Source organism: Streptomyces zagrosensis, from assembly GCF_014203645.1.
GTDB lineage: Bacteria > Actinomycetota > Actinomycetes > Streptomycetales > Streptomycetaceae > Streptomyces > Streptomyces zagrosensis.
Window position 1 is genome coordinate 1 of sequence record NZ_JACHJL010000043.1, and the last position, 19,419, is coordinate 19,419.

Annotated in this window: 18 protein-coding genes; 11 read left to right on the top strand and 7 right to left on the bottom strand. The window is 69.8% G+C overall.

The features are described from left to right. Positions 1–651, bottom strand: a 651-nt coding sequence (locus tag FHS42_RS35615) for an AMP-binding protein (protein WP_184580436.1), incomplete at its 3' end; no start/stop codon positions are given. 746 nt (positions 652–1,397) lie between these two features. Then, positions 1,398–1,976: a TetR/AcrR family transcriptional regulator gene (locus FHS42_RS35620; RefSeq protein WP_184580438.1), complete on the bottom strand. Its 579-nt coding sequence runs from the start codon at positions 1,974–1,976 to the stop codon at positions 1,398–1,400. Between the two features lie 360 nt (positions 1,977–2,336). Between FHS42_RS35620 and FHS42_RS35625 the strand changes: the two genes are divergently transcribed. Further along, positions 2,337–3,206: an alpha/beta fold hydrolase gene (locus FHS42_RS35625; protein ID WP_184580439.1), complete on the top strand. Its 870-nt coding sequence runs from the start codon at positions 2,337–2,339 to the stop codon at positions 3,204–3,206. Positions 3,207–3,316: 110 nt separating this feature from the next. Next, a complete protein-coding gene (locus FHS42_RS35630) occupies positions 3,317–3,556 on the top strand; it encodes a DUF2277 domain-containing protein (protein WP_184580441.1) in 240 nt (79 codons plus the stop codon). Positions 3,557–3,629: 73 nt separating this feature from the next. On the opposite strand, the gene FHS42_RS35635 is transcribed toward FHS42_RS35630, so the two are convergent. Both FHS42_RS35635 and FHS42_RS35640 read right to left on the bottom strand, forming a co-directional pair. Next, entirely contained in the window at positions 3,630–4,589 is a 960-nt protein-coding gene (locus FHS42_RS35635) for a 3-hydroxyacyl-CoA dehydrogenase NAD-binding domain-containing protein (protein ID WP_184580443.1), read from the bottom strand. 302 nt (positions 4,590–4,891) lie between these two features. Then, positions 4,892–6,148, bottom strand: a complete 1,257-nt coding sequence (locus tag FHS42_RS35640; protein WP_312867178.1) for an MFS transporter — start codon at positions 6,146–6,148, stop codon at positions 4,892–4,894. Between the two features lie 325 nt (positions 6,149–6,473). Here FHS42_RS35640 and FHS42_RS35645 point away from each other — a divergent pair, with 325 nt between their 5' ends. From FHS42_RS35645 to FHS42_RS35655, 3 genes are all read left to right on the top strand, one after another. Beyond that, entirely contained in the window at positions 6,474–6,854 is a 381-nt protein-coding gene (locus FHS42_RS35645) for an ArsR/SmtB family transcription factor (protein ID WP_184580447.1), read from the top strand. Positions 6,855–7,014: 160 nt separating this feature from the next. Next, the gene (locus FHS42_RS35650) at positions 7,015–8,649 is read left to right on the top strand and encodes a DNA-3-methyladenine glycosylase 2 family protein (protein WP_221477186.1); all 1,635 of its coding nucleotides are present in this window, start codon (positions 7,015–7,017) and stop codon (positions 8,647–8,649) included. Positions 8,650–8,848: 199 nt separating this feature from the next. Then, on the top strand, positions 8,849–9,601 hold the full coding sequence (locus FHS42_RS35655; protein WP_184580451.1) for a 2OG-Fe(II) oxygenase: 753 nt from the start codon (positions 8,849–8,851) through the stop codon (positions 9,599–9,601). A 182-nt stretch (positions 9,602–9,783) separates the two neighbouring features. Here the strand turns inward: FHS42_RS35655 and FHS42_RS35660 are convergent, their stop codons facing one another. Further along, a complete protein-coding gene (locus FHS42_RS35660; RefSeq protein WP_184580453.1) occupies positions 9,784–10,191 on the bottom strand; it encodes a RidA family protein in 408 nt (135 codons plus the stop codon). A gap of 144 nt (positions 10,192–10,335) precedes the next feature. Between FHS42_RS35660 and FHS42_RS35665 the strand changes: the two genes are divergently transcribed. Further along, the gene (locus FHS42_RS35665; protein WP_184580455.1) at positions 10,336–10,716 is read left to right on the top strand and encodes a winged helix-turn-helix transcriptional regulator; all 381 of its coding nucleotides are present in this window, start codon (positions 10,336–10,338) and stop codon (positions 10,714–10,716) included. Between the two features lie 329 nt (positions 10,717–11,045). Here the strand turns inward: FHS42_RS35665 and FHS42_RS35670 are convergent, their stop codons facing one another. Further along, on the bottom strand, positions 11,046–12,371 hold the full coding sequence (locus FHS42_RS35670) for a 6-phospho-beta-glucosidase (protein WP_184580457.1): 1,326 nt from the start codon (positions 12,369–12,371) through the stop codon (positions 11,046–11,048). Continuing rightward, on the bottom strand, positions 12,368–13,129 hold the full coding sequence (locus tag FHS42_RS35675) for a DeoR/GlpR family DNA-binding transcription regulator (RefSeq protein WP_184580459.1): 762 nt from the start codon (positions 13,127–13,129) through the stop codon (positions 12,368–12,370). Before FHS42_RS35675 ends, FHS42_RS35670 begins: the two co-directional genes overlap by 4 nt. A 427-nt stretch (positions 13,130–13,556) precedes the next feature. Between FHS42_RS35675 and FHS42_RS35680 the strand changes: the two genes are divergently transcribed. From FHS42_RS35680 to ngcE, 5 genes are all read left to right on the top strand, one after another. Continuing rightward, entirely contained in the window at positions 13,557–14,645 is a 1,089-nt protein-coding gene (locus FHS42_RS35680) for a carbohydrate kinase family protein (RefSeq protein WP_184580465.1), read from the top strand. A gap of 74 nt (positions 14,646–14,719) precedes the next feature. After that, the gene (locus tag FHS42_RS35685) at positions 14,720–16,171 is read left to right on the top strand and encodes an extracellular solute-binding protein (protein ID WP_246495876.1); all 1,452 of its coding nucleotides are present in this window, start codon (positions 14,720–14,722) and stop codon (positions 16,169–16,171) included. A gap of 125 nt (positions 16,172–16,296) precedes the next feature. Beyond that, positions 16,297–17,238 carry a carbohydrate ABC transporter permease gene (locus tag FHS42_RS35690; protein WP_184580467.1) on the top strand — a complete coding sequence of 314 codons (942 nt, stop codon included), beginning with the start codon at positions 16,297–16,299 and terminating at the stop codon, positions 17,236–17,238. Beyond that, positions 17,235–18,059: a carbohydrate ABC transporter permease gene (locus tag FHS42_RS35695; RefSeq protein WP_184580463.1), complete on the top strand. Its 825-nt coding sequence runs from the start codon at positions 17,235–17,237 to the stop codon at positions 18,057–18,059. The genes FHS42_RS35690 and FHS42_RS35695 overlap by 4 nt, the downstream gene beginning before the upstream one ends. A 338-nt stretch (positions 18,060–18,397) precedes the next feature. After that, a partial coding sequence (gene ngcE / locus FHS42_RS35700) for an N-acetylglucosamine/diacetylchitobiose ABC transporter substrate-binding protein (RefSeq protein ID WP_184580469.1) occupies positions 18,398–19,419 on the top strand: 1,022 nt, incomplete at its 3' end.

Sequence of the window (19,419 nt, forward strand, 5' to 3'; positions counted from 1 at the left end):
GACGGATACGCCTTTGGGGTGGCCGGTTGAGCCGGAGGTGTAGATGACGTAGGCCAGGTGGTGGGGGGTGAGCGGCGCACGCCGATCAACATCCGCCGGGTCGGTGTCGGCGCACTGATCCCAGGCCGCGACGGTGGCCGGGGCATCAATGGCGATCAGCGGCGGGGTGAGTTCCCGCGGCAGGCCGTCCAGGGTCCCGGTGGTGGTGAGGATCAGGGTGGGGGCGGCGTCGGAGATGAGGTAACTGATGCGCTCGTGCGGGTAGACCGGGTCGATGGGCAGGTACGCGGCGCCCGACTTGAGTACCCCGAGCAGGACCGCCACCTGCTCGACCGAGCGTGGCATGGCGATACCCACCAGCTGCTCGGGGCCGATTCCGCGACCGATAAGCCAGTGGGCAATGCGGTTGGCGTGCGCGTTGAGCTCCCCGTACATCCACGCGCGGCGCGTATCGGTCACCGCCACCGCATGGCGGCTCTCGCGCACCCGTCGTTCGAAGAGTTCCGGCAGCGTGGCCTCGGCGATGTCCTGGCTCACCTGCCAGGTATGGAGTAGCAACTCCCGCTCGGCCGCTGTTGGCGCGGTGTTCTGCTGTGTGTGCGCGTCGTCGGCAGGAAAATCGGCAGCAGAAAATTCACCAACAGTGGTCACGAACACTCCATCACGTGAGTTAAGGGGCGTCGCCTGCGAAGGAGGAAAAAGCGCACCAGCAGGCTCACGGAAAAGCGATAATGCGGGAAAACGGAGAGCTGAACAGCGGTTCATCGCCGATTAGCACGTCGGCTGTCCGATGGCTGACGTGCATATGGTGTGCATTCCGAGGCGTGGTGACGCCGGCATGTTCAGGCCCCCGTAAAGAGTGGTCATCACGCCCCAGCATTTGTTATGGCTCACAGCATGCTGTCAAGGACGGACTTAGCAATAATCCTCACCGCCACGCCAGATGAGTGTCAACCGGTGCTAAGAGAATAGGGGTGGTAGGGGGCATGCGCCCGCAGAAATTCCCCAGCTGGGGTCGGAGACTGGGGTTTTTCGAGCAACTCGAAGCGCTGCTACGGCGTCGGCGCCAGCGGCGGCTCGGCGAACCGCGCGGGCTGCAATGCGCTGAGACGCCCTGCTATTCCAGTTCCTCAAGTGAGGCTTCTCTCAACTCGCGTCCCCCGAAGCGGGTATGACGCCGCGTCGATGTGCAGATCCGGCTGGGACGAGTTGGGATGGGCTGGGTTGGGATCGGCCGGGGTGGGGCGGGACGGGCGGGCCATCGGGCGGGCGATCGGCTGGGCCGCATCTGGCCTACGGCGTTTGTGGGGTGGTGAGTTGGGGGAACGGGTCGGGTGACTACGGCAGCCCGGGCGAGTGAAGGGACGGCCGGCGGCGACGCAGTTGCGGGGCTGTGGTCAGGGCCTGGCCCAGGCGTCTGCCAGTGCCGCCAGGTCGTCCACGACCGCCTGCACGCGCGCGCGGTCGCCGGTCACGAGGTAGTCGGTTTGCAGCCCCGCATACGCGGCGTTGAGCAGCGTGGCGCGTCGCTCGGCAACGTCGTTGGGAACGCCGTGTGCCCGCAGCGCCTCGGCCACGAACAACGCCCGTTGTCTGAGCATGCTTGGCACGTGCGTGCCAGGGAGCCTGCCGCCCGCAGCCAACCCCTCGATCTCGTGCAGTAGTCGAATCACCGGCAGGTAGTCGCCCGTCACGTGCCAGTCCCACGACGCGCGGATGACGGCACCAAGGCTGCGGCCCTCCTCCCAACCGGGAAACGCACCGAGGCGGTCGCGCTGGCGCTCATCGAGCCGCACGAGGACCGCGTCGATGAGCTCGTTCTTATCCCGGAAGTGATGGGTGAGGACCCGAGTGCTGTGCCCGAGGGCTTGGGCCAGGGGGCGCATGGAAAGACCCGCGAGGCCGTGCTCGGCCAGATACTCGATGATCGCGTCCAGCAACTCGGTGCGGCGCTGTGGGTCGCGCGGCCTGGCCATGCGGTGCGCTCCTCGGGGGGTTCGGGCGAATCGGCGGCGTGCCGATCGACGGGGTAGGGCAAGCGGCTGCCGCGAGCGTACGGGCGCCGCGGCCACCCTAATCCGGGGCAGCGGGGGCAGCGGGGTGCCGGAGGTGGCGGGGTGCCGGAGGTGGCGCCCGGGTGTGCCGACCCGAGCCGGTGGGTCGGCACACCGACCCGTACCAGCGCCGCGGCGGGGGAGGGGAGGCGCGCGGGCCGCGGCAGGGCGCGCGAGGCACGGAGGCCGCGACTTTACACATAAGGGAAACGATCGTTACCTTAATGATTGAAGTGCACCACGCCTGACCACACTCGCACTCGCCCCGCACAAGGACTCGTCATGCTCAGGGACACGCTCCGTGAATCGTCGGCACTCGTTCGGGGCCGCCGGCTGCGCTACCTCGATGCGGGCGGCCCCGGCCACCCCGTGCTCGCGCTGCATGGCCACTTCGGCAGAGCTCGTGCGTATGCCGCGCTGGCGACGGCCCTCGCTCCCCGGTATCGGATCATCGCGCTCGAACAGCGCGGGCACGGCCGCAGCGCCGACCCCGCGGCCGATGCGGGAGACTTCACCCGCGGTGCCTATGTGGCGGATGTCGCGGACTTCCTCCAGGGGCTCGCCCTTGGCCCGATGCCCATTGTGGGACATTCGGTAGGCGGCCTGACCGCCTTCCAACTCGCGGCCCAGCGGCCGGAGTTGGTCAGTGCTCTGGTCGTGGAAGAGGGCGGCGCGTACAACCGGCAGCCGCACATCCCCCACCCCGTGCTCGACGTACGACACTGGCCACGCCGTGCCCCCACGCTGGCCGCGCTGCGCCAGCGGATCGAGGAGCGGGGTATCCCCGATGCGAGCTACTTCCTGGAAAGCGCGGTGGAGTACCCGGACGGCTGGGGCTTTCTCTTCGACCTCGACGCGATGATGACCTCACAGCAGGCGGCGATCGGCGACTGGTGGCAGGACTGGCTCGGCTCCTCGTGCCCGGCCCTTTTGATCCACGGCACGGACAGCTTGGTGCTCCCGACGTCGCTGGCCACGGAGATGGCCGACCGGCGTGCCGGCACCGAACTGCGCCAGTTCCACGGCTGCGGGCACTGGGTGCACGATGACGACCCGGCCGGCTTCGCGAACGCGGTGGCCGCCTTCCTCACCTCTCTCACCTTCCAGCAAGGGGCGGCGCGTGTGCGGCCGGGCACAGTGCCGCATGGGTAGCCAGGCGTGGTGTCGGTCGGCTGAGAGGCGTTGTCAGTCAGACCCCGAGCCACGGCCGCCGGAACCTGAGTACCAGCATCAATGTCAGACCCTGCGCCTACGCTGAAAGCATGTGCCGAAGCATTAAGACGCTCCGCCCTCCGGTCATGCCGGAGGTGGCCGACGAGGACATTCGAGCAGCCGCATTGCAGTACGTCCGCAAGGTGTCGGGTTTCCGGGCGCCAGCCGCGCATAACCGGGCCGCGTTCGACGAAGCCGTGGCCGCGGTGGCGGGTGCGACCAAGCATTTGCTGGACAGCCTGGAGATACGAGGCGCCGGGGCCCGGCGCGGCAACACGGACGCCGACTGAGCGCGCCGCGGGCTGCGCGGGAAGGGACGCTGCGCGGGAAGGGCGCGGCGGGATGCGAGGGCGACGAACGCAGCTATGCCTTCCGTGGCTGGGGCAGACGCCCCGTGGCCCGCAGCACATCGATGACCCCCTGGTCGCGCTCGGCGACAAGCTGGGCGTAATGGCGGTCGCCCGCGGCGTCGGCACAGCCATCGATCATCGCCGCACGCAGCGCGTCATCGAGCTCGGGCGCCTCCAATCGAGTCAGGGGCAATGTCAGGGATGGGCCGAACTGATCGAGCATGTGCGCCATGCCGCCCTCGCCGCCAGCGAGGGCGAACGTGAGGCATGGACCCATGAACGCCCAGCGCAGCCCGGGGCCTTCGGTGATGGACGCATCGATGTCCGCGACGGTCGCTTCGCCCTCGGCCACCATGTGCAGGGCCTCACGCCACAGGGCTTCCTGTAGCCGGTTGGCGATGAAGCCGGGCACCTCGCGATCCATGGTGATCACTGACTTACCCACAGCCATATAGAACGCGGACGCCCACTCGACGGCCCAGCGGTCGGTCAGCTCCCCGCCCACGACCTCCACCAGCGGAATCAGATACGGCGGATTGAAGGGATGGCCGACCACCAGCCGCTGCGGACGCGCCGCGTGGGTCTGCATGTCCGTCATGGGATAGCCGGAGGTGGACGAGGCGATGACGACGTCGTCGGCGGTGGCCGCGTCGAGGTCGGCCAGCAGCTCACGCTTGAGTGTTAACTCTTCTGGTGCGCTCTCCTGTACGAACTGCGCGTCCGCTACGGCATCGGCGAGCGTAGCCGTGATGGTCAGCCGGTCCGGTGACGCGCCATCGGCGAGGCCAAGCTGCTCCAACGCCGGCCAGGCCGACGCGACGATGCGGCGCACCCGCTCACCCGCGTCGGAGGCCGGGTCCCAGGCGGTGACGTCGTAGCCGCGGGCGAGGAAGTGGGCCGTCCAGCCGCCACCGATGACTCCTGTACCGACGCAGGCGACGCGCCGGACGTTTTCGGGCGCGGTAACAGACATGAAGGCTCCTCCAAGAGTGGGGACGCGCGGGGGTGGAGACGTAGGGGTTGCTGCCCTCGTCGAGGTTCAGCGACCCGTGGTCGATGGTGCAGATGTCGGGGAGAAGCTGTTCCAGGCGGGGCCACCGGTCCGGCGCTGACCAGTCGGCGCCCGGTAGTTGGCGCGGCGGCTGGTCCGGGTTGATGATCAGCCCGCTCGCTGGACGAGGTGGGCCGACCGGTGGTGGGCACCGACTGGCGATGGCACCGACTGGCGGCGGGGCAGGCAGGTGGCGGGACAGACAGGGCGCCACCGCGCCCCGTCTAGCGGGCCCGCGCCTGGCTGTGGGCCGCCACGACCAAACCGCCGATCACTGCCAGGACCAGCAGGGCGGTGCCGAACAGCGTGGCCCCGGTAGTCAGGCCCTGGATGTCGCTGAGGTAGCCGGCGGCGACAGGCAGCACTGCGGCGGGCACGTAGCCGCCGATGCTGAGCGCCGCATTGGCCTCGGCCAGCCGCCGAGTGGGGACGGCGGAGTTGAGCAGGGAGAGGCCGCCGAGTTGGCCCAGGCCCTGACCCGCGCCGGCCAACACGGCGGAGGCGATGAGGAAGGGGACCGACGAGGCGCGTACCGCGGTGACGAGGGCGACCATGCTGGCGGCCGTGCTGACCGCGCCCGCCAGCAGCATGGTGTGCCTGCGGAGCCTGCGTACCGCAAACTGCACCCCGGTTGCGGCGATGAACATGGCGAACGCCATGCCTCCCGCCACCGCCCGGCTGGTGGTGCCGAGCAGCCCCGAGAGCAGCGAGGGGCCGAGCGACAGCACGAAGGACGTGGCGGTGATGCCGGGCGCGAAGACGGCGATACCCAGCGCGAGTCGGGCCCCGGAACCGCGGGGCACCCTGGGCACACGTATCCAGGAGTGCCCCGCGGGCGCGCCACCTCCGGCGCCCTTGGTGCCTCGCGCGTTGCCGGCAGGCGCAGCGGTCACGGTGGTCACGGCGCGTGGGGCCGGACGCCGTATCGGCATGCGTAGGGTCACGAGGAACGCCGTTGCCAGGAGTGCCAGTTCGATGAGGAAGATGGTGCTGGTAGGTGCGGGCAGTGTCTCGGACAGGGCGCCCGCGAGGAAGGGGCCAAGGCCCGCTCCGAACACCATGGCGCACGAGGCGAGCAGGGCCGCGAGCGGTTTGCGGTGTTCGCCCGCCACATCGCTCACGGCGGCCATTCCGGCGGAGACGACGGCGCCGACCGCCACCCCCGTGAGCAGCCGCGCCACGATCAGCGCGACCACCGACGCGGCGGTTGCGAAGATCACGCAGGCTGCCATCGCCAGGACGAGCGCGGGCAGTAGCACGGGCCTGCGGCCCCACCGGTCGGAGGCCGTGCCCGAAACAAGAAGCGATCCCAGCAGGCCCGCGATGTACGACGCGAAGATCACGGTCAGCGTGGAGCGGGAGAAGCCGATGTCGTGCTGCCAGAGCACGTACAGCGGCGTTGCCGCATTCGAAAGGACGAACACCGCCAGCACCGGCCAGGCGGCCAGCCACACCCACCAGATGGGGGCCTGAGCCGGCACCCCGGACGGTGTCTCAACCGCGCTTCCTCCCTCCGCCCCACCGGACGACCCGCGCCCCGGCCCCCGAGCCGCCCCGTGCCCCGCCCCGTGCCCCGCCCCGTTCACCGTCCCGTGATCCGGTGTGCCGTGCGGTGGGCCAGCAGGTCCGCGCTGCGCCGTGCTCGCCCTCGGCCCCAACCGTTTTCCGTCTGCCGCCCTCGGCTCCGCGATCCGACTTTCCGGCATGGGTGACTCCTTCGCCGAGCTCCAGTACGAGTTAAGTCGAACTTAACATGCAGTACGATGAGACTCGTACAGCAGCAGGCGTTGCGAGGAGGACCCGCCCATGGCATCGACCGCGCCCACGAGAAGTGCCATCAAGGTGCTCCCAGAGCCGTCCGACCTACCGGAACCGCTGCCGGAACCGGCCGCCGACACGGTGCGCCTGGAGGCGGTACTGGGCGCCTTGAGCGATCCGCTACGCCTGCGAGTCGTACGCAAACTCCTCCTCGAACGCGAGGAGTTCGACCACACCTGTAACTGGTTCGGGTTGGATCGACCGAAGTCCTCGCTGACCCACCACTTCCGTGCACTGCGCGAGGCGGGCGTCATCCGGCAGCGTCAGTACGGTTTGGAGCGGCGCAGCCAGGTACGCGTGGACGATCTCAACGCCCGCTTCCCGGGACTGCTCGACCTCGTCGTGGACTGGACGCCCCCCACGCACTGAGCGGGCCGCCGCACGTAGGCTCGAAGGCGGGACGGCCGTGGCGTGCGGAGCTGGCCTGGCGCGCATACGGCGCGGCGGCGGCGATGGCCCGAGACGGCCAAGCGTGACGTCCGATTCCCGCCAGCCGACCGCGCGCCGGCCGCGCATAGTGGAGGGCGTGATGAACGAGGACAGCAGGTACGAAGCGGTGTGCAGCAGGGACGCGCGGTTCGACGGACAGTTCTTCTTCGCCGTGATAACGACCGGCATCTACTGTCGGCCGAGCTGCCCCGCCGTCACCCCCAAGCGTAAGAACGTCCGCTTCTTCGCGACGGCCGCCGCCGCTCAGGGCGCGGGCTTCCGGGCCTGCCGGCGCTGCCGGCCGGACGCGGTGCCCGGCTCCGCCGAGTGGAACGCCCGCGCCGATGTCGTCGGCCGTGCCATGCGCCTGATCGGTGACGGCGTCGTGGACCGAGAGGGCGTGGCGGGCCTGGCCGTACGCCTGGGCTACAGCGCCCGCCAGGTGCAGCGGCAGCTCACCGCGGAACTGGGCGCAGGACCGGTCGCCCTGGCCCGCGCCCAGCGTGCGCACACGGCGCGAGTGCTGCTCCAGACGACGCGGATGCAAGCGGCGGACATCGCCTTCGCGGCCGGATTCGCGAGCGTACGGCAGTTCAACGACACCATCCGGGAGATCTACGCGAGCACACCGACCGCCCTGCGCCTCGCCCGCCCCGGCAGTGCTGCACGGTATGGATCGGTGGCCCGCGAGGAGGCGTACGACGACGGGCCCGGAGCGCGGTCGCCGGGTGCGGGGCGGGCCGCCGCACTGGGACGGACCGGTACGGCCGTCCTGGCGCCCCGGCTCGCGCCGCCCGGAGCCGGTATCGAGGTCCGCGCCGATGCGACGGAAGTCGGTCCTGTGGCCGTCGCGACCGCGGTGGACGGCGCGCCGCGGGGCATTCCGCTACGCCTGGCCTACCGAGGCGTATACGCAGGTCGGGAGCTCTTCGACTACCTCCAGAGCCGACAGATCGCCGGCGTCGAAGAGGTGACGGGGGAGACCGGTGCGCGCCTGTACCGCCGCACGCTGCGCTTGCCAGGCGGAGGCGGCATCGCGGAGGTGCGGGAGTCGGCCGCCGACCGCGGCTGGCTGGAATGCCGTCTGCAACTGTGCGAACTGCGCGACCTGACGACGGCAAGCCAGCGCATGCGGCGGCTGTTCGACCTGGATGCCGACCCGTACGCGGTGGCCGAGCGCCTGGGCGCTTGTCCACGGCTCGGGCCGCTGGTGGCCGCGCGCCCCGGGCTGCGCGTGCCCGGTTCGGCCGACCCGCACGAACTCGCGCTGCGTGCCGTGCTCGGGCAGTGGGCGACGCGCCCGCAGGCGCGCCGCCTGGGGGAGGCTCTCGTCACCGCGTACGGCGACGTGCTGGCCACCGCGAGCGGCGGACTGACGCACCTGTTCCCGCGGGCCGAGGCCCTGGCCGATGCCTCGCTCCGCGAGGTGGGCCTAGCGCCGCACCAGGGGGACACCCTGCGCGCGCTCGCCACCGCCCTCGCCGGCGGCACCGTACGCCTGGACCCGGGCGCGGACCGCGACGAGGCCGAGCACGGACTGCTCGCCCTGCCCGGCGTCGGGCGCTGGGCGGCGGGCTACATCCGGATGCGGGCCTTGGGCGACCCTGATGTATGGCTGGCGGACGCCGGCACCGCGCGGGGCGCGCGGGAGGAGGGGGCCGGCGAGGGCTGGCGGCCATGGCGGTCGTATGCGACGCACTATCTGTGGGCGGCGCAGGAATCGTCCCTGGCGTGACGGCACCGGCCGTTACGGCAGGTCCTCGCGCAGCGGTGCGGCACCACTGACACGGGCCGCCCCCACCACGCCAGCCGGCCGCCGCAACGGCACACCGGCCGCACGCACACCGACCTCACACCGGCCTCTAACCGACCGGCCTCGCATCGACCGGCCGCACGCCGACCGACCTCACACCGGCACCACCCCGGAGACTCCCATGACCACCACGCGCACCACCGCTCACACCGCCAGCGCCGCCGCCCCAACCCCCGCATCCCTCGTTGGCCGAGCCGACTGGGCGGCGCTCACCGACGAGGTGAACGCGTACGGCTGCGCCCTCACCCCGCGGCTGCTCGACCGGGACCAGTGCCGGGAGATCGCCCGGCTGTACGAGGAACCACAGCGGTTTCGCTCGACCATCGATATGGCCCGCTACCGGTTCGGCTCCGGCCAGTACCGCTACTTCGACCACCCCATCCCCGAGCCGGTTGCCGCGCTGCGGGCGGCGTTCTACCCGTACCTGCTGCCCATCGCCCGCGACTGGGCAGCCAAGTTGCGGCGCCCCGCGCCCTGGCCCGACACGCTCGATGCGTGGTTGGAGCAGTGCCACGAGGCCGGGCAGACCCGCCCGACGCCCATCTTGCTGCGTTACGGCGCGGGGGACTGGAACGCGCTGCACCGCGACCTGTACGGAGACCTGGTCTTCCCGCTCCAGGTCGTCATCGGCCTCGATGAGCCTGGCGCCGACCACACAGGGGGCGAGTTCCTGCTGGTGGAGCAGCGTCCCCGGGCCCAGTCACGGGGTACGGCGACACTCCTGCCGCAGGGCCACGGGCTGATCTTCACCACCCGCGACCGCCCGGTGCCCTCCGCGCGTGGGTGGTCAGCGGCGCCCGTGCGGCACGGGGTGAGCGTGGTGCGTTCGGGCTCACGGCACACGCTTGGGCTGGTCTTCCACGACGCGGCCTAACGGGACGGATGGGGCGGGTAGGGCGGGTGGGATGAGCTTCTCGTGGCGGCCCAACGGCGCGGCGGGCCCGCTGAGCGGTCCCGGTGATGTGGGGTGCGGTTCGGGTATGTAACTGAGCACGCTGGTTGGCCACTGAGCTCCGTAGTTGGCCACTTCGGTGCTCAACGGGCGAAGAGATCTGTTCAGTTAAGGATTGCGGTTGCTTCGATCTCCACCAGGTGTTCGGGGACGTCCAGTGCCGCAACGCCCAGCAGCGTGGCCGGCGGGACCGGGGCAGCCCCCAGCTTGGCGGACGCCCGACTGATCCCCTCCAGGAGCTGGGGCATCTTGTCGGGGGTCCAGTCGACGACGTAGACGGTCAGTTTCGCCACATCGTCGAAGGAGCCGCCGACCTCGGCCAGGGCGGTGGCGATGTTGAGGTAGCACTGCTCGACCTGGGCGGCGAGGTCGCCTTCGCCGACCGTGACCTGCTTGGCATCCCAGGCAACCTGCCCGGCGATGAAGACCAGCTTGGTCCCGGTCGCGATCGACACCTGCCGGTAGACATCGATCGTGGGCAATCCGCTGGGGTTCACCAGAGTGACGGTCATGCTGCCTGCCTCTTTATCACGGGAGCCCGCGGGCTCGCTGCCACCGGACCAAGACGTTCCCTTGGTCTCTTGTGGTTACTCAGGAACCGTAGGAGAGTGGCCGCTGACATGGAAGAACGCACTTTTTAGTGACTGGGGAACCTCATGGTGACCAAGCAGTTCACGGGCTCTCCCGACGAAGCGGACCTGAGGCGCGCGGACTCTTTGGCGCGGGAGATCTTCTCGGACGTCGCCAACAAGTGGGCGCTCCTGATCATTGAGGCTCTGGGGGAGCACACCCTGCGCTTCGGTGAGCTGCGGAACGAGATCGAGGGCATCAGCCACAAGATGCTCACCCAGAACCTGCGCATGCTCGAGCGCAACGGTCTGATCGAGCGGACGGTGTACCCCGTCGTGCCGCCGCGGGTCGAGTACGCCCTCACTGAGCCCGGCCGGGCCCTGCGGGTGACGATCGGCGGACTGTGCGACTGGACCCACCGGTACCTCGGCCACATTGAGACCTCCCGTCACCGCTTCGACGCCTGACAGGGGCGATTGCGTCGCTGTCCAGCGGCCCAGTGGGATGCTCAGAGTGGCCAACTAGCGTGACTACAGGGTATGAGGCAGGGCAGGGAGGGGTTGCCCGTACCGAAGATCTTGCGTGTGGAGTTGACGTCTGATCAGGCCAGCAGCATGACCGCGTCGATCTTGCCGCAGGTCCTCTCCCAGACCAGATCGGCGTGCTGTCCCACCGCCAGGCATCGCCGGCACCACCGCCAACCGACCATCTCCGACGCTCCCCGTCGTCTCCGACGCCTCCACTACACAGGCGTCTCCGACACTCCCTGTCATCCCGGCGTCTCCGACACTCCCTGCTATCCCGGCGTCTCCGACGCCTCCAAGATGCGGCGCGCGACATTGACCGAGTCCACCAGGGGATGCAAGGCGATGGCGCGCAGCGCCGCCTGGTGTGAGCCGCTCGCCGCGGCCTCGATGGTCGAGCGTTCCACCTCCTTGAGGGAGAGCATGAGGCCCAGTTGACCGGCGGCGACCGCGCCCACGGCCAGTGGGTGCGCCCCGTTCGCGTCCACGGTGCACGGCACCTCGACCACCGCGTCCGCGTCAAGGCCCGGGACGACCGTGCGGTTGCGGACGTTGAGGATGAGCGTGGTGCGTTCGTCGCGGGCGATGGCCCGCATCAGCGCGAGGGCGACCCGGTCGTAGCCGCCGCCATCGAGGTCGCAGGAGTCGCGCTGCCAACCGCCGGTGGCCTCCCGGCTCTCGGCCATATACGTCTCCTCGCGCTCAAGCCGGGTGCGCTCCCACGCTTGGAGGGCCGTGGCGGGCCGGGTGGCGGCCGACTCGTAAAAAGCGGTCTGCTGCTCGCGTAGGAACTCGCCCCGAGTCTGCGGAGAGTCGCGGATGGCGGCAACCGCCTCGCGGTTGAAGTAGTAGTAGTGCAGATACTCGTTGGGCAGCGCACCGAGCGCCCGCAACCAGTCGGTCCCGAACAGCTTGCCCTCTTCGAAGGAGCCCAACGCCATCTCGTCGGCGAGGAGTTCGGGCAGCCGATCCTGACCATCGACGGTGACCCGGCGCAGCCAACCGAGGTGGTTGAGCCCGACATAGTCGTAGCTCGCCTGGTCCGGGTCGGCGCCGATGGCTCGCGCCGCGCGACGGCACAGACCCACTGGCGAGTCGCAGATGCCGATCACCCGGTCGCCCAGGACGCGTTGCATGGCCTCGGTGACCATTCCGGCCGGGTTGGTGAAGTTGATGACCCACGCGTCGGGGGCCACGGCCGCGATGCGTTCGGCGATCCGTACCGCCACGGGCAGCGTACGCAGCCCGTAGAGCACGCCGCCCGCGCCAACGGTTTCCTGCCCGAGCACGCCCTCGGCCAGCGGCACCCGCTCGTCGCGGGCGCGGCCTGCGAGGCCGCCGACCCGGATCGCGGAGAACACGAAGTCGGCGCCGCGCAGCGCCTCGTCGAGATCGGTGGTGAGCCGTACGGCGGGTGCGTCGGCCCGCCCCGCCGCCTGCTGGGCGAGCACCGCGCCGATCGCGTCAAGGCGCCGCCGCTCGGTGTCGTACAGCACGAGTTCGGTGCAGCGTCCGGCGGCTTCACCGCGGTCATCAAGCAGCGCCCGGAACACCAACGGCAGCCGGAACCCGCCGCCGCCCAGCACGGTCAACCTCATACGGTCAGTACCTCCACATCGGCCTCACGGAACACGGCGAGCGTCGCCGGGTCTGAGGTGTCGTTGGTGATAAGGGTGTTGATATCGCGCGGCCCGCAGACCCGGGCCAGACCGGTCTCACCGGGGAACTTGCCGACCGTCACCAGCAGCACCACCTCGCGGGCCGCGCTGAGCATGGCGCGCTTGATGGGCACTTCAACCTGTGTGCTGTCGAGTACGCCACCATCTGGCAACACGCCGCTCGCGCCGAGGAAGAGTCGGCCGACGTGGAGTTGGCGCAGGTTGGACTCGGTGAGGAAGCCAACGAGCGAACGGTAGTTGCGGCGCACCTGGCCGCCGAGCAGGATCAACGTCACCGCCGGGTCATCGCGCAGCTCGTCGAAGACCGCCAGGTTGCTGGTCACCACGGTGACATCGCGGCCCCTGAGCAGTTTGGCGAGTTGGAGCGTGGTGGTGCCGATGTCGAGGAGGACCACATCGCCGTCCGCGACGAGTTCGGCGGCCCGGTGTGCCACGGCCGCCTTGTCGGCCAGGTCATCGACCGTCGCCTCGCCAAAGGGGCGCTCGTCGCCCACGCGCCCACTGGCCACCGCGCCGCCGTAGACCCGGGTGAGCTGGCCCGCTTGGTCTAGCGCGTCCAGGTCACGGCGGGCGGTCGCTTCGCTGACCCCCATCCGCCGGGCGATCTCTCCGACCGGCAGCACACCTTCCGCGCCGAGGACACTCAGCAGCTTCTCGTGGCGGGTCTTTCGCAGCATGCCCGCAACGTACTGCACACGCGCGAGTCTGCGCGAATATGACGCAACTCTTGCATTCAGGGGGCTCATCAGTGCAAGGTTTCCGTCACATGAAGCGGCAGACACGTCAGGTTGACGGCCGCGCGGCGCGGCCGTACCGGCGCGCCGCCGCCGTCCACCCCCGTACGGGCATGCCGCGTCCTCGCGTACGGCACCCGCGCACCTGCACGTCGTCCGCACGCCGCACGGAAGAGAAAGGGCGCGTCAGTTGAGTGCCGCCAAAGACGCTGGCCGAGCCGTCGAAGACCCTCGACCGGCCGCCGAGCGCGCCGAACACGCCGAACACGTCGAGCGCGCGGGGCGTGCGGAGCGCGCAGCGCCCGCCGTCGATGCTGCGTACGCCGCCGGCGCGGCCCGTCCCGCGCACCGCGTCGCAGAAGCCGTTGCGCTGGCCGATCACGTCGATCCGCTGGCGGCGGTGCGCGGCCCCGGCGACCCCGCGTACGACGTGTACCTGACCGGCACCGTCTTCCTCGACATCGTGTTCACCGGCCTCGATCACGCCCCGATACGTGGCACCGAATCCTGGGCACGCGGCATGGGCTCAAGCCCCGGCGGCATCGCCAATATGGCCACCGCGCTGGCCAGGCTCGGGCTGCGGACGACCCTGGCCGCCGCCTTCGGGACCGACATTTACGGCGACTACTGCTGGGAGAGCCTCGCCGACAGCGAGGGCGTGGATCTCACCGCCTCCCGCCGGGTGCCCGGCTGGCACTCGCCCGTCACCGTCTCCATGGCGTACGAGGGCGAGCGGACCATGGTCACGCACGAGCACCCCGCCCCGCCCACCGCCACCGGCCCCCCGCCGCTCTCCCGGGCCTGCGTCACCGCCTTCGAACCGGGCCGCCAGGACGGCTGGGTAGGACAGGCGCACGCCCGCGGCAGTCAGGTCTTCGCCGACGTCGGCTGGGACGAGAGCGGACGCTGGGACATCGCGGCCCTGCCCGACCTGCCGTACTGCCACGCCTTTTTGCCCAACGCGACCGAGGCACAGCGCTACACCCATACCGACAGCCCCGAGCACGCGGTGCGTGCGCTGGCCGACCTGGTGCCCATCGCCGTGGTCACCAAGGGGCCGCAGGGCGCGGTGGCCGTGGACTCGCTCACCGGCGAGTACGCGGACGTGCCGGGGCTCGCGGTGGATGCGCTCGACCCGACCGGGGCGGGCGATGTGTTCGTGGCCGCATTTATGACCGGCACCCTCGCGGGGTGGCCGCTCGCGGACCGGCTGGCCTTCGCCAACCTCACGGCCGGGCTGTCCGTCCAGCACTTCGGCGGCTCGCTCTCCGCCCCCGGCTGGCCGGAGATCGCCGCCTGGTGGGCGTGGGCCACGCAACCGACCGTCGCCCAGCGAACCGGGCCGCAGCACGCGCAGACCGTGCGCCGCTACCGGTTCCTCGACCGGCTCATTCCAGCCGAGGTACGGGACTGCTCCCGGCTGCGGGCCCTGCCCACCATCGGCTTCCGGGGCGCATGAGGACGCAGGGCGGGCATGCTTGCGCCCAGCGGTATCCGACGCATGCACGCCGGCCTTCGACGAAGGAGACCTCCATGCACAAACGAGGGGAAAGAGGGCGCCGGCGGCGCGGCAGAGTCGTCGCCACCGTGCTCGGCTGCCTCACGCTGCTCGCCACGGGCTGTGTGCCCGGCACGGACGGCCCCGGCGCACGCGGCGGTACCGCTGGCGCTGCCACCGCCATCCCCGACCCGGCCAAGGCCGGCAAGGTGACCTTGACCGTATGGGACCAGGAGATCCGCGGCGGCACCAACGGCGAGGTGAAACAACTCAACAAGGAGTTCCAGCGCGCCTACCCCAATGTGCGGATCAAGCGGGTGGCACGCGGCTTCACCGATTTGAAGGCCACGCTCAAGCTCGCCGTCTCCGGCAACAATCCGCCCGACGTCATCCAGACCAATCAGGGCTACCCGGACATGGTCGCCTTCGTACGGGCAGGGCTGCTCGCCCCGCTCGACAACTACGCGGGCATCTACGACTGGAACACCCGCTACCCGGCCACCTTGCTGGACCTCAACCGGGTCTCGGCCGATGGCCACAACTTTGGCACCGGGCGGCTGTACGGAATCTCCCAGACCGGTGAGTTCGTTGGCCTCTACTACAACAAGGATCTGCTGGCCAAGAGCGGGCTGAAGCCGCCAACGACGTGGGCCGAGTTCACCAACGGCCTCGCCCGCATCAAGCAGGACGACCGGCTGCCCATCCAGTTCGGCAACCTGGACAAATATCCGGCCATCCACACCTTCGGCGTCCTGCAAAACCAGTCGGCCGCCGGCCCCGTGCGCGACGCCGTCCTTGGCCGCGCCGGGCGCTTCGACGACGAGCGGACCAAGAACGCGGCGGCCACCCTCGCCGACTGGCACCGCCGCGGCTACCTCCCGGAGGGCACCAACGGGCTCGGCTACGACGACGCCGCCAAGAAGTTCGCCTCCGGCGACGGCGCCTACCTGCTCACCGGCACCTGGCAACTCGCCGACCTGAAGAAGGCCATGGGCGACAAGCTCGGTTTCATCCCGCCCCCACCGGCCACCGCGGGCGGCGCCCCCGTCTCCACCGGGGGCCAGGGCCTGGCCTGGTCCATCACCTCGCGCACCAAACACCCCGAGGTCGCCGCCGCCTACCTCGACTTCCTCACCACCGAACACGCCTCCGACGTGATGACCCAGCACGGAGTGCTGCCCGCCGTGCCAGGGAAGGCCGCCGCGAAGGTGCCGCGCGACAGCGTGGACGGGCAGATGCTCGACGGCTGGCAGCGCCTGAATGAGGCCGATGGCCTGGTGCCCTACCTCGACTACGCCACGCCCACCTTCTACGACACCCTCTCCGAACAACTCCAAGGCGTCATCGCAGGCACCGTGTCACCCGCACGCTTCGCCGCGACCGCACAGAGGGACTACGGGGCCTTTATGCGCACCCAACAGCAGGACGACCGAGACCGTACGGGTAAGGCGCGAGGTGCACGCGGCGAGCGGCGGGACGGCCGGTGAAGGGGGACGCGAGACGGCCGGCCAGCAACCCGCAGCGGCCCGCCGATGGGCAGGCCCGAGCCGTCGTAGGCCCGGGCAAGACCGCACCTACTTCGGGAGAGCTGGCGCCCCGCGCGATGCGGCAGATGGCCCGCACGGCGCACCACACAGGGCGGCGGCCGGCGACCCAGCGACTGCTGAACCGCTACCGGCGGCGGGCGCCGGGCGAGCCGCGCGCCATCGGCTACCTCTACATCCTCCCCGCCCTCGCGCTCTACGGAGCCCTCCTGCTGTTCCCCTTCGGCCAGTCGGTGTGGCTGTCCCTCCTGCACTGGGACGGCATGAGCGCCGCCACCTGGGCCGGCTCCGACAACTACCGTGACCTGTTCACCGACCCCGACCTGCGCGCCCCGTTCGCCCACGCACTGCTGCTCCTCGTCTTCTACTCGGCCCTGCCGGTGGTCATCGGACTGCTCCTGGCCGCGCTGCTGTCCCGAGCCCCGGTGCGCGGCATGACCTTCTTCCGTACGGTCCTCTTCTTGCCCCAGGTACTCGCGCTGGTGGTCGTCGGCGTCGCCTGGCGGGCGATCCTGGCCCCCGATGGACTGCTCAACGACACACTGCGCGCCGTCGGCCTAGACGCCGCGGCCCGGCCCTGGCTCGGTGACTATGACTGGGCGCTGCCGGCCGTTGGCGTCGTGGGTACGTGGGTGGGGACCGGCCTGTGCATGGTGCTGTTCCTGGCCGGGGCGCAGCGCATCCCGCGCGAGTTGTACGAGGCGGCGCGCCTGGACGGGGCCGGCCCGGTGCGCGAGTTCTTCGCCGTTACGCTGCCGGGCCTGCGCTCGCAGATCGCCGTCGCGCTCACCTTGACCATCGTGGCCGGGCTGCGGAACTTCGACCTCATCTACATCACCACCAGCGGCGGCCCCGGAAACTCCACCTCGGTACCGGCCTACGAGGTCTACCACCGAGCCTTTGAAACCAACGAGGTCGGCTCCGCGGCTGCCATCGGAGTGGCCCTGACCGTGTTGATCTTCGTGCTGACCGTCACTCTCTCCCGGCTCGTCGAAGGGCGACGGACATGATCTCGCGCACGGAGCGGACCCTCACGTACGCCATCCTGGCCCTGTTCACCGTGGTCTCGCTGACCCCGGTGCTCGGCATCGTGTCCACTGCCCTTGGCTCCCAGTCCTCGCTGAACACCGGCTTCTCGCTGCCCGACGACGGGCTGCACTGGGGAAACTTCGCGGATGCCTGGAGCCGCGGGCACTTCGGTACCTATCTGCGTAACTCGGTGCTGGTGACGCTGGCCGTCGTCGCCATCACCACGGTGTTCTCCGTGTTGGCCGCGTACGCCTTCGGGGTGATGCGCTTCCCCGGCTCCACGGCGCTTTTCTACCTCTTCGTGCTCGGCCTCGCGCTGCCCCAGGAGGCGCTGGTCGTCCCGCTCTACTTCGATCTGCGCCAGCTGGAACTCACGGACACCTACTGGGGTCTGATCCTGCCGCAGGCGGCTCAGTCCCTCGCGTTCGGCGTGTTCTGGATGCGTACCTACTTCCGCGGCAGCGCGCAGTCGGTCATCGAGGCGGCGCGGATCGACGGCGCGAACAGTTGGACCACGCTGTGGCGGGTTCTGGTGCCGATGGGCCGGCCCGCCATCTCCACCATGGTCGTCATCGTCTTCATGTGGACCTGGAACGAGTTCCTGATGGCGCTGGTCATGGTCAGCGACGAGGCGCACCGCACGGTCCCGCTCGGCCTCGCCTTCTTCCAGGGGCAGCACAGCTCGGAAACGGCGCTGCTGGCCGCTGCCGCTGTGCTGATCGCACTGCCTGTCGTGATCGTGTACGTGGCGCTGCAACGCCGCTTCATCGAGGGCATGCTCAGCGGCGCCGTCAAGGAGTAGCCCAGGCGCAGTAGCCACGACGCACGGCGATCGGTGCCTGTACGGCTCGCGGTCCGCGGCTGGGCAGTGCGCCGTGGGGCCGAACCGGCGAGAAATCCGGGGCGTCGGCGACCGGTGCCGTACCGGCGGACCATCGCGGGTGATCATCGGACGATGCGGATGGTGCTGCGCAGGGAGGGCGACCGGCTGACGCGAGGTGGCGGCCCGGCGTGGGGCGATCGGCTGCGCGTTTGTCCAAGAGGCCACAGCGGGCGTCCATGGACCTGCCTGCGACGTTGCGCGAATCCTTACCCCAGCCGGGTCACCGCGACATCCCCGGAGAAGGCGAGAGCGTGAGCATGACACCCATCGACGTCGGACGGCGCACCCTGATCAAACGCGCTACCGCGGCCAGCCTCGTCGCCGCTCCCTCGCTCGCCGCACTCAGTGCGTGCGCGACGGCCGGCGGCGGGAGCACCCAGCAGGTGGACAAGGGAAAGAAGTCGGCGAAAAACCCGCTCGCGGTGAACGAGAGCGCGGGTGTGGATGTCGTCATCTTCGATGGCGGCTTCGGTGAGCAGTACGCGAAGGACGCCCAGGCCGAGTACGTGAAGGCTTTCCCGAAGACCAAGGGGAAGATCAAGCATTCAGCGACGCAGAAGATTCAGGCGAGGCTGGCGCCTCGGTTCAATGGCGGTACGCCGCCGGACCTGATCGATAACTCGGGCGCGGAGCAGATGGACTTCGGCACGCTGGTATCCAAGAACCAACTCACGGATCTACGCGCCTTGCTGGACGCACCATCGCTCGACGACCCGACCAAGAAGGTGCGGGACACGCTGCGGCCGGGCGTCGTGGAGATGGGCGAGTTCACGGGGCAAGAGGTCTGGGTCCTCTATTACGCGTACACCATCTACGGGGTGTGGTATTCGAAGTCGCTGCTCGCCAAGCACGACTGGCAGTACCCACAGACCTGGGATGACATGCTGACGCTGTGCAAGGATGCGAAGAAGCAGGGAATCGCGGGTTGGACATATCCGGGGAAGTATCCGTACTACCTGCCGTTCAGCCTGTACCCGTTCATCGCGAAGATCGGTGGCCCGCAGACGCTGGATGCCATCGATAACCTGGAGCCGAACGCGTGGAAGCACGACGCGGTGAAGGCGGCGTTCGAGGCGTACGACGAGTTGCAGCGCAAGGGCTACATCCTCAAGGGCACACCTGGCCTTGACCACGTCCAGTCGCAGGTGGCCTGGAATGAGGGCAAGGCGCTGTTCATTCCCAATGGGTCATGGGTGGAGAACGAGACGAAGAAGACGACTCCGAAGAACTTCGACATGGCAGTTGGCGCGCCCTCATCGCTGGATTCGAGCGACAAGAT

Coding starts and splice junctions, on each gene's coding strand:
- FHS42_RS35675 (WP_184580459.1), bottom strand. CDS start 13,129: ATGCTGCGAAAGACCCGCCACGAGAAGCTGCTGAGTGTCCTCGGCGCG.
- FHS42_RS35630 (WP_184580441.1), top strand. CDS start 3,317: ATGTGCCGAAGCATTAAGACGCTCCGCCCTCCGGTCATGCCGGAGGTG.
- FHS42_RS35635 (WP_184580443.1), bottom strand. CDS start 4,589: ATGTCTGTTACCGCGCCCGAAAACGTCCGGCGCGTCGCCTGCGTCGGT.
- FHS42_RS35655 (WP_184580451.1), top strand. CDS start 8,849: ATGACCACCACGCGCACCACCGCTCACACCGCCAGCGCCGCCGCCCCA.
- FHS42_RS35660 (WP_184580453.1), bottom strand. CDS start 10,191: ATGACCGTCACTCTGGTGAACCCCAGCGGATTGCCCACGATCGATGTC.
- FHS42_RS35645 (WP_184580447.1), top strand. CDS start 6,474: ATGGCATCGACCGCGCCCACGAGAAGTGCCATCAAGGTGCTCCCAGAG.
- FHS42_RS35670 (WP_184580457.1), bottom strand. CDS start 12,371: ATGAGGTTGACCGTGCTGGGCGGCGGCGGGTTCCGGCTGCCGTTGGTG.
- FHS42_RS35650 (WP_221477186.1), top strand. CDS start 7,015: ATGAACGAGGACAGCAGGTACGAAGCGGTGTGCAGCAGGGACGCGCGG.
- FHS42_RS35695 (WP_184580463.1), top strand. CDS start 17,235: ATGATCTCGCGCACGGAGCGGACCCTCACGTACGCCATCCTGGCCCTG.
- FHS42_RS35690 (WP_184580467.1), top strand. CDS start 16,297: ATGGCCCGCACGGCGCACCACACAGGGCGGCGGCCGGCGACCCAGCGA.
- FHS42_RS35620 (WP_184580438.1), bottom strand. CDS start 1,976: ATGGCCAGGCCGCGCGACCCACAGCGCCGCACCGAGTTGCTGGACGCG.
- FHS42_RS35665 (WP_184580455.1), top strand. CDS start 10,336: ATGGTGACCAAGCAGTTCACGGGCTCTCCCGACGAAGCGGACCTGAGG.
- FHS42_RS35625 (WP_184580439.1), top strand. CDS start 2,337: ATGCTCAGGGACACGCTCCGTGAATCGTCGGCACTCGTTCGGGGCCGC.
- FHS42_RS35685 (WP_246495876.1), top strand. CDS start 14,720: ATGCACAAACGAGGGGAAAGAGGGCGCCGGCGGCGCGGCAGAGTCGTC.